Below are 15,839 nucleotides of genomic sequence, written 5' to 3' on the forward strand. Positions count from 1 at the left end.
GTCCTGTCACGACCGTCATCTCGGAGGGAGTGGTCGTGTTGACGTTATTTTTGCCCTTGATTCTTTTCCTGAGTCTGTTTAACATCCGTTAAAAAGATAGTAAACTGCCTTGCCTGCGTGACCTTGCCGAACGTTTCCGTTTTTTGGGAACCCAGTTTCTCTTCATCTCGATAGGCCCGATAGTTACCCCGACGCGCTGTCTGCCGGAACCCGCTGCAGGCAGGAAAGGGTTGCACATGACCATCCGAACCAAAATCGTGGCCACCATCGGCCCGGCTTCGAATTCCCCGGAAATGCTACATAAGCTGGTTTCAGCCGGTATGAATGTGGCTCGGTTGAATTTTTCTCACGGCAATTACGAAGCGCATTCCGAGGCCATCCGCCATATTCGGTCCATCTCCCGTGTGCTGAACCGTCCGGTGGGCATCCTGCTGGATCTCCAGGGCCCCAAGATTCGTGTGGGCAAGCTGGTAAACGGCGAACCGGTGCGGTTGAAGCGCAATGCCCGATTTTCCATCACCTCTTCACCCGTCTCGGGTACCGCTGAGATGGTTTCCACCACCTACCGGAATTTGCCTTCCGACGTGCACTCAGGAGACACGATCCTGCTGGACGACGGCCTGATCCGGCTGCAGGTGGAATCCAAGACCCGGGACACCGTGACCTGCAAAGTGATCAATGGCGGCATGCTGAAGGAAAACAAGGGGATCAACCTGCCGGGCGTCAAGGTCTCCGCACCGTCGCTGACGGAAAAGGATGTCCGTGACGTGAACTTCGGCATCAAAAACGGGGTGGATTTTTTTGCCCTCTCCTTCGTGCGGACGGCCGACGATCTGGCGACCATCAAATCCATCATGAAAAAGCAGGGGGTGGCCATCCCCGTGATTGCCAAGATCGAAAAACCGGAGGCCGTGGCGAATCTGGATGCCATTCTGGATATTGCTGACGGGATCATGGTGGCCCGCGGCGACCTGGGGGTGGAAATGCAGCCCGAACTCGTGCCCATCATCCAGAAACAGACGATCTTTGCGACGGTCCGGAAAAACAAGCCGGTGATCACGGCGACCCAGATGCTGGAATCAATGACCGTCAACCCCATACCGACGCGCGCCGAAGCATCGGATGTGGCCAATGCGATTTTCGACGGCACCGACGCGGTGATGCTTTCCGGAGAAACCGCTTCCGGCAGGTATCCGGTTAAGGCCGTTCGGATGATGGATAAAATCGCCCAGGCGGCCGAGGGCTCTCCATTCCTCAAAGTCAATGTGCTTCACGATTCGGATCCGGTGGACCCGGTGACCCACGCCGTGGCCCGCAACGCCGTGAACATTCTCCAGGAGGTTGATGCCCGGTGCATTATCGCTTTCTCCGTTTCCGGCAGTACGTCCAAGCAGATCTCCAAGCAGCGCCCCTCAAAACCCGTATACGCGTTCACATCGCGGATGGATACCTACAACCGGCTGAGCCTGCTGTGGGGAATCACCCCCATGTTTATTGCCGATATCGAGAACGCCGCCCGTCTGGTGGAATCCAGCGAAAGGCTGCTGATGGGAAAAAACTGCGTCCGGCAGGACGATCTGGTGGTGCTGGTGATCGGCATGGGACTCAAGTCCGGTTCAACCAATATCATCAAGCTCCACCGTGTGGGGCATGAGGACTGATTCCTGAAAACAGGAATCCATTTGAAGAAGGGAGGAAGGGCAGATGACCATTGAAAGAAAGGATTACAGTGAAGTCCGCACGATGATGAAACCCGGGGACGTGATCGCTTTCGGCGGTAAAGGACACTTCTCGGAACTGATCAAGTTTGCCACCCGTTCCGATGTTTCCCACGTGGGCGTGATTCTCCAGACCCGGGTGGTGGATGACACGACCGGGCGGTTTTTCAACCAGATCATCGAATCCACCTCGCTGAACGACTACAGCGGTGTGGTGATATCACGGCTCAGCGACCGCCTGAACACCTACGACGGAGAGATGTGGTGGCTGCCCCTGAACGAGAGCCTGCGAAGCAAAAAGTTCGATTCGGAGCGGTTTTACAACTTTCTTTTCAACCAGGCCCGGGAGCGCAAAGGGTATGACGTGCCCCAGGCCCTTCAATCGGCCGTCGATGTTCTGGATGACCTGCCGTTCGGCCTTCACGGCCCGGGATACAACCGTGAGGATTTCAGCCGGTTTTTCTGCTCGGAACTGGTGGCGGCCGGCCTGGAAAAAGCCGGCACGGTCGGACCGGTGAACGCATCGGAGGTCACTCCCATCGACCTGTGTCGATGGAATATCTACGCCGGCACCTATTACCAGCTCAAAGGGCAGGCCGAGAAGCAGATCTCACGCTATAATGCCCTGGATCCGGCGGCCTGGAACGTATAGGCGAACCGGCCTGAAAAAATGCGGAGGACCCGCTTGAATGGTCATTTCTGAACGGTTTTCCATGGATGGCATCAAGCGGTCCCCGTCGCCGGCGCACGCTTGATGCGGGGTGGGCCCCGTTGGGGCAGCGCTCCGGCCCTGCGGTTCGGTGCTCAGGATTCGGTGATGCGGGCCCGAATTTTGTTTTTGAGCCGCTGGAACCAGCTTTCTTCAGCGGGCGGTTGGCTGTCCGGTGCAATACAGGCCCGTTCGAGGAAGCGACCGAATTCCGGATTGATTTTTCCGAACTGGACAATCCTGTCAATGGACAGCAGGTTCTCCAGGGTCGGTGGCGTCATTTCAATGTCCGATTCCCGGCGGATGCTTTCCATGGTAATGGACAGGGCGTAAATGGTGACGCTCTCGGCCAATTCGCCGGAAGATAATTCCGTGCCGTTGCCGCGGTTGTACCGGAGTATTTCATGGACGCACGACACCAGCACGGGGTCTCCCATTTCCAGCGTTTCGGTGCATTGGTCGATGGCAAAATTGTTGTCGAGAAAATCCTCGGAAAGTTTCTGGAGCCTTCTCAGCCAGTCGATGCTCAAATTCTGGGGCAGAACGGCGCCGGAACCTCTGGACAGCACTTCATTTGAAAACCTGGACAGCATGTACAAACTCCTTGTGGTTGAAGGTCGGCCATTTTTAACATACTTCAGCACTCCTGCCCACCCCAATTTCAGCGGTGAGCGCTGATGGCAACCTTCCATGATTGCACCTGACGTTGATCTCCATGACACCGACACGGGTTTCAGGCACATTCCCCGGGGGGGCTTCCCCCAGGCTGCTCGGCCATCTGCCCAGGCATCTGTCTCAAAGTGCGGCGGCGCTGGTCCTCTCCGTCCTGGCTGACCAACTTGTTCCGATATACGGGCAAGGGGGCCGGTCACGACAGGCCCTGGCGGCTGGCTTCAATCGGCGGATGTGCATTTGCGCCGTCGATGACGATCGCATCGTCGGCATCCTGGGCATCCAGACCGAAGCGGCGGGATTCATGGATATGCGCTTTTCCACCCTGCAGCGATTCTACGGCATCTTCGGCAGCCTCTGGCGGTTGGCCCTTCTGGCCTTTTTGCATCATTCCCCCATGGCCGGCGAAGCCCATATCGACGGGGTGGCCGTCGCACCCGCCTACCGCGGGCGGGGAATCGGCACCGCCATGATCACCGCCCTGGCGGCATGGGCCGCAGGGCAGGGGCTGTCGATGGTGTCCCTGGAAGTGGTGGACACCAACCCGCGGGCGCAAACCCTCTATCGGCATCTGGGTTTTCGTGTCGTCCGGGAACAGACCGTGTGGCCTGTGGGCAACCTGTCCGGATTCCGATCCTCCACCGTGATGATCAAACCCCTGGCGTGATCCCTCTGCCTCCCCGTCCCGGAGCAGGCGTTGACATGGGGTGGACCAACTGGTAAGACCTCTTACCAGAAGGCTGGCATCAGGCGATTGTGCCGGCAGACATTCCCCTGCGCATCCGGGGGCTGCGGCCCTGATTGACCATGTGTCGTGGAAAACCGCCGGTGATGTGCTTGTTGTCTCGGATCAATGGTTTTGGATAAATGCTGGGAGACGATGATGGGCGCCAGTAAAGGGGCTGCACCCAACTGGATTGAAACGGCGCCGGCAAAGGGGTCTTACCGTTCCATTTTCAAATGGGGCGATCCGCATGCATACAAACACCCCAATGCCAAGCTGGTTCAGTTGCTCAAGGAGACCTTCGGGCTGGGGGATGATCATTTCAAGGTGCCGGTGAGCCACGGGAACCGGCCGGTTGCCCACGGTCAGCCATCCCGGGTGATCACCCGGGATCACGCCGCGGCCATCGCCCGGATCGTCGGTGATGAAAACGTGTCGGTCGACGACTACGACCGGTTGAAATTTGCTACGGGAAAGACGCTCGAGGAGTCCCTCAGACTGAGGCAGGGGGAGGTTCGGGCAGTGGCCGACCTGGTGGTCCACCCCCGCCACAAAGACGATGTCCGCCGGTTGGTCGGCTACTGCGACCGCGAGCAGATCCCCGTTTATGTATACGGGGGCGGCAGTTCTGTAAATTTCGGTTTGTGGCCCTCCAGGGGGGGCGTCACCCTGGTGATGGGCACCCATATGAACCGGGTGGTCCGCCTGAACGAAACCAATCAGACGGTGACGGTTCAAGCGGGAATCATGGGCCCGGACTACGAAGGCGCGTTAAACGACGCTCCCCGGCGATACCATTCCCGGCACCGCTATACCGGCGGCCATTTTCCCCAATCCTTCGAATTCTCCTCGGTTGGCGGCTGGGTGGTCACCCTGGGCTCCGGCCAGTTGAGCTCCTATTACGGTGACGCCTGCGACCTGGTGGTCAGCCAGGAGGTCGTCACGCCGGTCGGTGACCTGAAAACCCTTGATTTCCCGGCAACGGCCAACGGCCCGTCCGTGAACCGCATGATGATCGGCAGTGAAGGATGTTTCGGTGTTCTGGTCGAGGTCACCCTGAAAATCTTTCGCTGTCTGCCCGAAAATCGACGCTATTTCAGCTTTGTTTTTCCATCCTGGACCAAGGCCGTGGAGGCGGGGCGCGAGATCGCCCAGGGCCAGTTCGGCATGCCGGCCGTATTCCGCATTTCCGACGAAGAGGAAACCCATATCGGATTGAAGCTGTACGGCATTGACGGCACCCTGATGGACCGGCTCATGCGTCTGCGGGGATTCCAGCCCATGCGGCGCTGTCTGATGATTGCCTCGTCGGAAGGGGAGAAACGCTTTGCCGGGAACGTCAAAAGGTGCGCCAAGCGAATCTGCCGACGGTTCGGGGGCATGTCCCTGACCGGCTACCCCGTCCGGCAGTGGGAGCCGGGCCGGTTCACGGATCCCTATCTTCGGGATGACCTGAACGACTACGGCATCCTCATCGAAACCCTGGATACAGCCGTCACCTGGGACCGTCTTCACCCGCTGCACCAGGGGGTCAGACGGCTGATCAAGGCGCGGCCGGAAACCCTGTGCATGACCCATGCGTCCCATTTTTATGCCCAGGGAACCAATCTGTATTTTATCTTTATCACCCGGGCAGCGGATATCGATGATTTCGTGGCCTTCCAGGAAAAGATCCTGCACGCCTTCGAGCAGTTCGGCGGCTCACCCACCCATCACCATGGTATCGGCAAGCTCTTCAGTCCCTGGTTGCAGCCCCACCTGGGCGACGCCCAGATGGCAGTGCTCAGGGCGCTCAAAGGCCATTTTGATCCCAACACCATCATGAACCCCGGTGGACAACTGGGACTGGACACCGGCGGCAGGCACTGGCGTGACATCTGCTGATGGGACCCGTGCATGCCTGGTGACCCCAACCGCTTTTACCAGTTGGGGGCGAAGAGTTCGAAATAGTTCGAAGGGCGTACGCAGGCCGGACATTTTTCCGGTGCCCGCCGGCCTTCGTGGATGTATCCGCAGTTCATGCAGCGCCACACCTTACCGGTTTCCCGGCTGAAGGCCCGGTCGGTTTCCACGTTGTGGGCCAGTGCCCGGAATGTCTTCTCGTGCTGCACCTCGGCAACCGAGATGGCGTCCCAGACCTCCGCCGCGCGATTGAATCCCTCCTTGCGACCGATTCTGGCGAACCCGGCGTACAACTCGCTGTGTACGTATTTTTCCAGATCCGCAGCAGCCATCAGGTTGTCCCGGGTGGCCCTGACCACGCCAGTGAGAAAACTGGCGGTCACTTCCAGTTCGCCGCCGTTGAAAAATTTGAAAAAACGCAGGGCATGCTCGCATTCCTGATCGGCGGTTTCCTTGAAGATGGACGCCACCTGGATGTATCCATCGCGTTTGGCCTGATCCGCGAAAAATGTGTAGCGGGTCGTTGCCTGGGATTCGAATGCATAGGAAATCAACAGATTTTTTGCGGTTCGACTTTCTCTGAATGTGCCCATTCACGCGCCTCCGACGGTTAACATCCGTGGATGTCAAAAAATCACTTCACGAATGCGCTGGCTGCTCAATCCACCAAAAAAGCAGGAGCGGCGCTTCGCCATGCCGGGAATGGATGGCGGAGCCGCTCCCCCGGATCAGGACAGCTATCGTAAGAAAAATGAGGTGGCCGCGTATCAGCCTTCAATCACCTCGATGGCGTCCGCGCCGCACTCGCTGGCCGCCTGGCGGACCAGGTCTTCGAATTTTTCGGGGATGACATCGAATTTGACCGTGGATTGCAGCTGGTCCTCGTCATATTCGAAGACCTCGGGGCAAAGGTTGTTGCAATTCCGGTCTCCCATGCACTGGCTGGTGATTTTGACTTTCATGCGAATACCTCCTTCTCGATTTGGATGTGGGTGCCTTGCCAAGGCGGTGGGGTGGCTGAGACTGCTGCCTGCCGGGTGAGGGCCCCGATCGGTCAGGGCAAAATTCCAGACCCGGCGGGCTGATCCAATCCTACCGGTCGATGTGACCGGCTGCGGTCAACGCGCTGGTGCTACAAAATCCGATAGCGTACCGCCAGGGGATGGTCCGGGTCGACTTTCTGCCCCAGGCCGATCAGGCCTTCTCCTTCCAGCTCGATGGCATCCCGTCGCAGCAGCTTGGGATCTTCGTCCCGTGTTTTCAAGAAGGTGCCATTGGTGCTCTGGTCGATCAGCATGAACCGGTTTCGCTGCAGTTCGATACGGGCATGCATGCGGGAAACCAAAGGGTCGTTGATGACCAGATGGTTGGCGACCCCCCGGCCCATGGTCAGAATGGGGCGTTCGTGATCGACCAGAATGCGGTTCTGCAGGTGACGAATCTGGAGGAAATCCTTTTCCGACGTCAGCGACGCGATCATCTCTTCGGTGAAAGAGTTGGACATGGTCATCTGTTCGGGCTTTCCCCAGATTAACTCATGGATCTCCATGACATCGTCTTTGCCTCGAACCCGCGTTCGGTCCACGATGCGTGCCCGGCGTTTCAGGGGGAGCTTCAGCAGCTTCAAGGTTTCCTTGTTGGTGATGATCTGATCGCTTTTGGCCAGGGCCACCATTCGTGCAGCCACATTGACGGCATCACCGAAGACGTCTTCGGGTTCACAGATCACCTCTCCGTGGTGGAATCCGATTCTCAGGTGAATGTTGGCCTGGACCATTTTCGGGTCAAAAGAGATTTCTTCATGCATTTGCCGGGCAGTTTCGGCGGCGTCGTTGGGGTTCAAAAAGGTGCAGAGCACCTCGTCGCCAATGGTTTTGATGACAGACCCGTCGTTCTCCACCACCAGTTCTTTCAACTGGGACAGGCAATCTGAAATCAGTTCCCTGGCTTTGAAATCACCAAACGTGTCGTACAGGCGGGTGCTTCCCGCAATATCGGCAAAAAGAATGGTGGTCAGGTTGGTGGGGAGGGCGCTCATGCAAAGAATCCGTTCTACGGGTAAAGGTTGCCAGAACCCCTGCGGCGACACCCTCGCATGGCCGCCATCGGTTGTCACGGTGTTGACGTTCTGACAATAGAGAAAAAAATGGGGTTGCGGGCGTTTTTTCCGCCGGAACAGTACTGCCACCATCTTTTTATACCACCGGCCTTCTGTATGGCAACTCCTTATTTTACCGATTGCCCTTAAGGGCGCTGTCGGGAATGGAGATGATTTCGCTGCAGCCGGGGCATTTCCCGGTGAACATGAATTCCTTGTCGACCAGCCTGGCATGGAAGGTTCGCGCAATTTCATTCAGGTTGATGAAAAACCGGCAATGTTCGCAGGCATAGCCAACCCGGGATGGGGATTGAAATAGATTGCGCTGGTGTGCCAGTACCAGCAGAAACAGGAGTTTGAATCCGATCAGGCCGGCCAATGCGCCTTTTACCAGCCAGCCCGGCATTGGTCCGCGGGTCGAGATGGAAGCCGCCTGTTTGACCATGGCGGTCCCGGCGGTCTTGGATGTTCCGGCCTTTCCCGCCATGAGCGCCAGCTTTGCCAGGGGTAAGAGATGAATGGCCATCATGACTCTCCTTTATCCGGTTTGCGTTTAATTCCGACACCGGGACGTCTTTTTCAGCCGGTCTTCATGTTGAGTGCAACAATTGAACTTTCATTTACTGCTGCTGTTCTTTTTTTTGCACACAACCGATTTTCCATTTACTTCCATGCGCGCCTTGATCCGGAAAACAGATGTCCCCAAAAATAAATAAATTATAAGGTGTTGAACGCTCAATGATACATTGTCTCGATAGTTGGCACTTTCTTTGCTGAAGGACAGTTAAGATAGATGATGCCGAACTGCTCGATAATGGCAAACCGCCCGAAAGAGTGGGACGCAAAGCCACTGGCCTAAATCTTCTGGATCGCAGAGGACAAGGTAGCAGGGCCGCCGAAGGCAAACGGTTGCATCCTCCAGGGATTCACCGGTTGTCAACAAATAAGAATCACGGAGGATGGTCGTATGTCATCATGGTTGTATAACCCCATCAGGACCCTCATCGTTTCAGCGCTGGCCGTCAGTGCCCTGTTTCTAACCCCGACCCTGCTGATCGCTGCCCAGGCAACGCTGGCCTGGGATCCCAACGATCCCGCACCGGAAGGCTACTGCATATATCAACGCACCGAAGGGGCTGCCTATGACTACAGCCAGCCCTGCTGGACCGGTGCCGACACCACCGGTACCGTCCATGATCTGGCCGATGACACCACCTATTATTTTGTCGTGCGAGCCTATGCCGGTGCAGAGGAGAGTGCGGACTCCAATGAGGTTTCATATTATTCCCCGCCGCCGGTAATGCCAACCTATATTATTTCTTCCACCGCCGGCGAAAACGGGAGGATTTCCCCCGAAAACACGGTTGCCGTGGAAGAAGGCGCCGATCAAACGTTCCTCATTTACCCGGATGCCGGTTACCATGTGGCCGATGTCCGGGTGGACGGCGTCTCCAAGGGGGCGCTGGCCTCCTATACATTCGACCAGGTCTCGGCCAACCACACCATCGATGCCGATTTTGCCATCAAGACCTACACCATCTCCGCATCTGCGGGTGCAAACGGCAGCATCTCTCCGGAAGGAAATGTCAGCATTGATCATGGCGGCAGTCTAAGCTATTCAATTACCCCTGATGCCGGCTACCATGTCGCGGATGTAAAGGTGGACGGCATATCCAAAGGATCGCTCACCGCTTATACCTTCAGTCAGGTCTCGGCCAACCGTTCCATCGAGGCCCTTTTCTCCAAAGACACATACACCATACCGCAAACTGCCGAGGCAACCCTGGCCTGGGATCCCAACGATCCCGCGCCGGACGGCTACCGCATCTACCAGCGCACCGACGGCCAGGCCTATGACTACAGCCAGCCCGTCTGGACGGGCGCCGGTACGACCGGCACGGTCTACAACCTGGATTATGACACCACCTACTACTTTGTCGTGCGCGCGTTTGCCAGCGGGGAAGAGAGTGCCGACTCCAATGAAGTCTCCTTCTCTGCGTCATCTCCACCACCGGCCACTCACACCATCACAGTGGTGGCGGGCAGCAACGGCGCCGTTTCTCCGGGAAGCACGGTCACCGTCGCCAGCGGTGCCGATCAACAGTTCATTATGTCTCCCGACGCCGGGTACCATGTGGCGGACGTACAAGTGGACGGCGTTTCCCAGGGGGCACTGTCATCTTATACTTTCAGCCAGGTCTCTGCCGATCATACCCTTTCGGTTGCCTTTGCCATTGACACCCATACCATTTCCGCTTCTGCCGGGGCCAACGGTACCATCTCCCCTTCGGGAAGCGCTGTCGTGAACCACGGTGCGGGGCAAACCTACGCCATTGCAGCAGATGCCGGCTACCGGGTGGCGGATGTCCGGGTTGACGGGGTGTCGAAGGGAGCCCTAAAGACCTACACGTTCGACAATGTCGTCAAAGACCACACCATCAGCGCGGTGTTTGCCGCCAAGACCCATACCATCGATGCCACTGCCGGCGCCAACGGCACCATCAGTCCTGCCGGTTCCACTACCGTTGCCGATGGCGGCAGCCAAGTATACACCATGACGCCCGATGCCGGCTACCATATCGCCCGGGTGACGGTCGACGGCGAGACGGTCGGGACGGCAGCGACCTATGTGTTCTCCGATGTTACCGGGGACCATGAGATCGTCGTCAATTTCGAGATGGATGTTTTCACGCTGACTGCTGTTGCCGGCGAGGGCGGGTCCATCTCTCCGGCCGGCACGATCACGGTCAACAGCGGGGCCAGTCAGACCTACGTGCTCACGCCGGATGAAGGTTGCGAAATCCAGGACCTGCTGATCGACGGACAGTCTCAGGGGGCCAAGGACAGGTATACCCTTGAAAACATCTGCGCCGATTGTACCATCGAGGCGCGTTTTAGCCCCGTGAATCAAATCCCGACGGCAGACGCCGGGCCGGACCAGACGGTGGATGAAGGCCTGGCGGTTACCCTCAGCGGACTCAACTCCATTGACCTCGACGATGGCATCGCCGCATTCCGGTGGCGCCAGGTTCAGGGCCCGGAGGTGCAATTGAACGCCGCGGACCAACCGGAAGCCACGTTTACGGCACCGGACGTGGATGCATCGGGAACCGCACTGGTTTTTGAATTGAGCGTGACCGACTACAGCGACCAGACGGCCCTAGACACCTGTATTGTCAATGTGACCTGGGTGAACCTGCCGCCCACCGCCGATGCGGGCGAATCCCAGACCGTCAGCGAAGGGACCACTGTCGTTCTTGACGCGGGCAATTCCATCGATCCGGATGACGGCATCGCCGGATACCATTGGCAGCAAATGCAGGGTCCTGCCGTCGCTCTCATCGGAGACCGGTCGTCGGTTGCATCTTTTAATACACCCGATATCGGGCCTGAAGGGGCTTCCCTGATCTTTCAGCTCACGGTTACCGATGCCGGTGGACTGCAGGATACCCACACCTGCCTGGTCACGGTTGCATGGGTCAATACGCCGCCACTGGCAGACGCCGGACCGGACCTCCAGGTGCATGCCGGTGACGAGGTTACACTGGACGGTTCCCTTTCAACCGATTCCGATGGAGACACCATCGTCGCTTATCGCTGGCGCCAAACCGACGGCACCCCTGTGGAATTGTCCGACGCCACCGCCCGGCAGCCCATTTTCGAGGCCCCGGTGGCGGGCAGCGAGGGGGAGACCCTCGTCTTTGAGCTTACCGTTACGGACAGCGGGGGAATGCTGGACATGGATACGTGCCAGGTCGTCGTGACCGGGCAGGTTGAGGCGGAAGACACGACGGCCCCCGCACTGGCCATCGAAGATCCGATGGGCGAAATCGTTACCCTGAGAACCTTCAGAATCAATATGTCCGGCAGTTCCTGGGACGATCGGGGGGTGGAGACGGTCGTCTGGAAAAATAACCGCGGCGGCAGCGGTGTGGCCGACGGAACCACCCAGTGGCAGGCCGACAACATCCGGTTGTCCTATGGCACCAATATCATTACGATTACCGCCACCGATGCGGCCGGCAACACCACCACCGTTTCCAAGACCGTCGTCGTGCAGTTCAGGTGGTGGTCCTGGTGGTAAGCCCCAGACCGGCATTCGTTAACCCGGATACCGCCGGTTAGCGGTCAGCCGGGGGCAAGGCGATAGATAAGCGGCCGGGGAGGCACCTCCCCGGCCGTCTTTTTTCGGGACGCCACGTCATGCGCTATTTCGCCGGAACGTCTATATCATCTCCAGTGCACAGGCCATCGACACGCCGCCACCGCCGCACAGGGTGGCCAGACCCAGAGATTTTTCCCGGTTTTTCATGGCGTAAAGCAGGGACACCATGATCCGGCAGCCGGTGGCGCCCACCGGATGCCCCAGGCCGATACCGGAACCGTTGACGTTGGTGATGTCGCGGTTCAGGTTCAGGTCGCGTTCGCAACCGATATACTGGGCGGCGAAGGCCTCGTTCAATTCCACCAGTTCGAAATCGCCGATCGACATGCCGTGCCGGTCCATCAGATTCCTGACCGCCGGTACCGGCGACAGTCCCATCACCGACGGGTGGCAGGCACCGCGGCCGGTCGCCACGATCCTGGCCAGCGGGGTCAGTCCCAGTGCCCTGGCCTTGTCGGCAGACATGATTATCATGGCGGCCGAGCCGTCGTTGATGCCCGAGGCATTGCCGGCGGTCACCTTGCCGATTTTGGGTACGAAGGCTGGGGGCAGTTTTTCCAGCTGTTCCATGGTCAGGCCGGGACGGAAATGTTCGTCCCGGGTGAAGACGATGGGGTCTTTTTTCCGCCGGGGGATCTCCATGGGCACGATCTCGTCCCTGAACGAACCGTCGTCATTGGCCCGCTCTGCGTTGTTCTGGCTTCTCAGTGCCACCTCGTCCATCTCCCGCCGGGAGATGTCCATGTGCTGGGCAATGAACTCGGCGGTCTGGCCCATGATGTAGGGCTTGCCAACGGACATGCTCAATGGCGGCTGGGTGGCATCCACCGGGCCATCTTCCGGGTGGGGGATGATGTGAGAACCGCAATGAAGGGCATGGATCATGGCATCCACGAAAACGGTGTCCTGAAGGCGGCAGCCCCAGCGTGCATTGGGCACCTGGTAGGCCACCCCGCTCATGTGTTCCATCCCGCCGGCCAGGATCACGTCGGCCATGCCGGCCTGGATCATGGCCATGCCCGAGATGACCGCCTCCATACCCGAGATGCACACCCGGTTGATGGTGACGGCCGTAACGGATTCGGGAATGCCTGCCAGCAGGGCCGAAACGCGTGCCACGTTGAGCGCGTCAGCCGGCTCCATACAACAGCCGTAGCGCACATCGTCGATGATATCCGGGTCAATGCCGGCACGGTTGATGGCTTCTTTCATGGTCACGCTGCCGATGACCGCCGCGTTGGAATCTCTGAGCGTTCCGCCGAAGGCCCCGATGGCGGTTCGGCAGGCGGATACGATGACGACCTCTTTCATATTCCTCTCCTGTTTGGTGGGTAGTTTCGCTGACTCATGCGTCGATAAGATAATTCCCGACCCCTGATGGTTAATTTACTGGACCGACCATTGACTACTAAAAGACTGAAATCAGAATTCAGGGGCAGGTGTCGCCTGCGGCTAAGTCTTTCATCTAATGCGCCGGCGCAAAGCGCCACCGTTTTTCTTCCGGACCCTGGCGCCTGGCTCCTGAATATTTCATCCTGTGCAGAAGAAGGTGGTTCAAGCCGGGCCTTCTGATTCGGTTAACCAGACGGCTGTGCAGATTGCCCTTACAATCCGCCAAACCCCCTTTCGGTAATTTCCAGTACGGCATCGTCGCCCGTGCGAATGGCCGCCAAACGACCCAGCGTGATCGGCAGGACCGAATTGATGAAATAACGGGCACTCTGGATCTGGCCGCTGTAGAAGGCCGCATCTTTGTCTTTTTCGAGCTTATCGATCTTTTTCCTTTCCTCCAGGCCGCCAACCCGTTTTTCAAGCCTGGGGGCCGATATCGCCGCCCGCCACAGCAGCATCCATCCCATGATCACGTCGCCCATGGCCATCATGAACGGATGCGCATGGGCGAATGCGGTTTTAAATGCCGGGCTCATGGCCTGCCTGCCGATACCCATGGCTGTTTCTGCCAGTTGATCGACGGCCGTCTCCAGAGCCCTGGACAACGGCTTGAGACTGTCGATGCCGTTGGCCTGTTCGATGGTCTTTTTTATTTCGTCCAAAACGTCCATGAACACGGCGCCCTTTTTCATGCCCAGCTTGCGTCCCAGCAGATCCATGGCCTGGATGCCGTCGGTGCCCTCAAAAATGGAGGCGATCTTGCAATCCCTGGCCAGCTGTTCGACCGGGTAGTCCATGGTATAGCCGCAGCCTCCGTGCACCTGCATGGCCTCCGTACAGACCTCGAACCCGCGTCCGGCGCAGTAGGCCTTGATCAGCGGGGTGAGCAGGGCGATACGGTCGTCATTGCGCTCCCGCTCCCCTTCATCGGCGGAGCATTCGGCCAGGTCGAAGCAGCGGGCCACATAATAGATGAAGCTCCTCATGCCTTCGACATGGGATTTCATCCACAACAGCATGCGGCGAACGTCCGGATGCCGGATGATGGGAACGGAGGGCGCATCGGCATTTTTGCCGTCGGCCAAATCCCTTCCCTGGATGCGCTCCCGGGCAAAGTTGACTGCGTAAAGGAAGGCCGCCGTGGCATTGCAGAACCCCATGAAACCGACATCCAGCCGCGCCTCGTTCATCATGTGGAACATGATTTTCATGCCCGAGTTTTCTTCTCCGAGCAACAGCCCCCGGCACACCCCTTTGCTGCCCATGGACATGGCGCAGGTGGCGCTGCCGTGGAGGCCCATTTTCTCTTCGGTCCCCGTGCAGACGATATCGTTGCGTTCGCCCAGGCTGCCGTCGTCATTGACCCATATCTTGGGAACGATGAAAATGGAAATGCCCCTGGTCCCCGCCGGTGCGCCTTCGATACGCGCCAGTACCGGGTGGATGATATTTTCGGTGAGGTCGTGTTCTCCGTTGGTAATGTAGATTTTGTTGCCCGTGATGGCATAGGTGCCGTCGTCCAGGCGCCTGGCCGAAGTGGTCAGGGCACCGACGTCCGACCCGGCTTCGGGTTCGGTGAGATCCATGGTCCCGCCCCATTCGGCAGTGTAGAGTTTTTTGAGGAACAGTTCTTTTTGTTGCTCGGTGCCGAACAATTCGATCATCTTGCCGGTGCCGTGGCCTTCCATGGCATAGATCACCATGGCATAATTGGCCCCGATGAAGTACTCGCCTGCAGCGCGCATCACCATGTGCGGCAGCCCCTGTCCGCCTGCAGCAGGATCCTCGGTGAGAGATGTCCAGCCGTTTTCAACCATCAGCCGGTAGGGGCGGCGATAGCACTCGGGAACAAAAACCTTCCCGTTTTCAAAAGAAACACCGGTCGTGTCGCCTTCACCATGGGTGGGCAGAACCTCTTTAATGCCGAACGACCGGGCTTCGGTAACCACCATGTCCACCATTTTTTTGTTCAGGTCCCGGTGCTTTTCGGTTTTAAACAGCTGTTGGACATCCAATTGTTCATAAAGGACAAAGTCGATATCCCGGCGGTCTGCGATTTGCTGCGTCATGTTTCCGCTCTCCCGTTGCTTGAAAATGAATTCATCGTTTTCTGCCGTGTGTTTTTCGGGGCCGGCGATGGCGCTGCAGGCAGGTGTGTCCCATGCATCGCCCCTCACCCGAGTCGCACCGGCAACCCGGTCCGGAACAACCGGGACGGGGTCCTGCGCGATAGTGAAAAATGTCATAACGACTTATGGTTGATGGAAAGGATGTGGCGAACCCCATTTTTGTTAGTATAGGCATGGGACCTTGTCAAGCAGCGCTGGCCGTGAATTGCAAGTAGTTGTTGAACCTTGTTCAACTCCCGATTGCCGGAGCGATGCGAAAAGCGGCAGGGCGGGAAGACCGACCGTTTTTTTCCATGAACAGGGCCGTTGCAGCGAGTGCATTTTAATTGC

Annotated in this window: 12 protein-coding genes and 1 riboswitch; of the genes, 5 read left to right on the top strand and 7 right to left on the bottom strand. The window is 58.2% G+C overall.

The genetic code is table 11. The features are described 5' to 3' along the window. Positions 1 to 236 precede the first annotated feature (236 nt). Positions 237 to 1,661 carry a pyruvate kinase gene (pyk, locus tag DSCA_RS23465; RefSeq protein ID WP_155318761.1) on the top strand — a complete coding sequence of 475 codons (1,425 nt, stop codon included), beginning with the start codon at positions 237 to 239 and terminating at the stop codon, positions 1,659 to 1,661. 43 nt (positions 1,662 to 1,704) lie between these two features. Further along, positions 1,705 to 2,370: a hypothetical protein gene (locus DSCA_RS23470; protein WP_155318762.1), complete on the top strand. Its 666-nt coding sequence runs from the start codon at positions 1,705 to 1,707 to the stop codon at positions 2,368 to 2,370. 152 nt (positions 2,371 to 2,522) lie between these two features. Here the strand turns inward: DSCA_RS23470 and DSCA_RS23475 are convergent, their stop codons facing one another. Further along, positions 2,523 to 3,020 (bottom strand): hypothetical protein, encoded by a 498-nt coding sequence (locus tag DSCA_RS23475; RefSeq protein ID WP_155318763.1) that lies wholly within the window; start codon positions 3,018 to 3,020, stop codon positions 2,523 to 2,525. Between the two features lie 122 nt (positions 3,021 to 3,142). On the opposite strand from DSCA_RS23475, the gene DSCA_RS23480 reads away from it, so the two are divergent. Both DSCA_RS23480 and DSCA_RS23485 read left to right on the top strand, forming a co-directional pair. Beyond that, positions 3,143 to 3,766 (top strand): GNAT family N-acetyltransferase, encoded by a 624-nt coding sequence (locus tag DSCA_RS23480; protein WP_155318764.1) that lies wholly within the window; start codon positions 3,143 to 3,145, stop codon positions 3,764 to 3,766. 213 nt (positions 3,767 to 3,979) lie between these two features. After that, entirely contained in the window at positions 3,980 to 5,707 is a 1,728-nt protein-coding gene (locus tag DSCA_RS23485; protein ID WP_231716261.1) for an FAD-binding oxidoreductase, read from the top strand. A 35-nt stretch (positions 5,708 to 5,742) separates the two neighbouring features. Here DSCA_RS23485 and rbr read toward each other — a convergent pair whose 3' ends face one another. The 4 genes from rbr to DSCA_RS32035 form a co-directional block, all read right to left on the bottom strand. Next, complete coding sequence (rbr, locus tag DSCA_RS23490; protein ID WP_155318765.1) at positions 5,743 to 6,318, bottom strand: rubrerythrin; 576 nt, start codon at positions 6,316 to 6,318, stop codon at positions 5,743 to 5,745. A 174-nt stretch (positions 6,319 to 6,492) separates the two neighbouring features. Next, on the bottom strand, positions 6,493 to 6,687 hold the full coding sequence (locus tag DSCA_RS23495; protein WP_155318766.1) for a ferredoxin: 195 nt from the start codon (positions 6,685 to 6,687) through the stop codon (positions 6,493 to 6,495). 170 nt (positions 6,688 to 6,857) lie between these two features. Continuing rightward, positions 6,858 to 7,763: an adenylate/guanylate cyclase domain-containing protein gene (locus tag DSCA_RS23500; RefSeq protein WP_167527928.1), complete on the bottom strand. Its 906-nt coding sequence runs from the start codon at positions 7,761 to 7,763 to the stop codon at positions 6,858 to 6,860. Positions 7,764 to 7,956: 193 nt separating this feature from the next. Continuing rightward, on the bottom strand, positions 7,957 to 8,352 hold the full coding sequence (locus tag DSCA_RS32035) for a hypothetical protein (RefSeq protein ID WP_167527929.1): 396 nt from the start codon (positions 8,350 to 8,352) through the stop codon (positions 7,957 to 7,959). Between the two features lie 277 nt (positions 8,353 to 8,629). Then, positions 8,630 to 8,723: riboswitch (cyclic di-GMP riboswitch) on the top strand. Between the two features lie 67 nt (positions 8,724 to 8,790). On the opposite strand from DSCA_RS32035, the gene DSCA_RS23505 reads away from it, so the two are divergent. Then, entirely contained in the window at positions 8,791 to 11,907 is a 3,117-nt protein-coding gene (locus tag DSCA_RS23505; protein ID WP_155318768.1) for a fibronectin type III domain-containing protein, read from the top strand. Positions 11,908 to 12,048: 141 nt separating this feature from the next. On the opposite strand, the gene DSCA_RS23510 is transcribed toward DSCA_RS23505, so the two are convergent. Together DSCA_RS23510 and DSCA_RS23515 are read right to left on the bottom strand one after the other, a co-directional pair. Then, on the bottom strand, positions 12,049 to 13,299 hold the full coding sequence (locus DSCA_RS23510; protein WP_155318769.1) for a thiolase family protein: 1,251 nt from the start codon (positions 13,297 to 13,299) through the stop codon (positions 12,049 to 12,051). 293 nt (positions 13,300 to 13,592) lie between these two features. Continuing rightward, positions 13,593 to 15,626, bottom strand: coding sequence for an acyl-CoA dehydrogenase (locus DSCA_RS23515; RefSeq protein ID WP_331457127.1), 2,034 nt, complete (start codon positions 15,624 to 15,626; stop codon positions 13,593 to 13,595). Positions 15,627 to 15,839: the final 213 nt, after the last annotated feature.

The sequence above is a fragment of the Desulfosarcina alkanivorans genome (genome assembly GCF_009688945.1).
GTDB lineage: Bacteria > Desulfobacterota > Desulfobacteria > Desulfobacterales > Desulfosarcinaceae > Desulfosarcina > Desulfosarcina alkanivorans.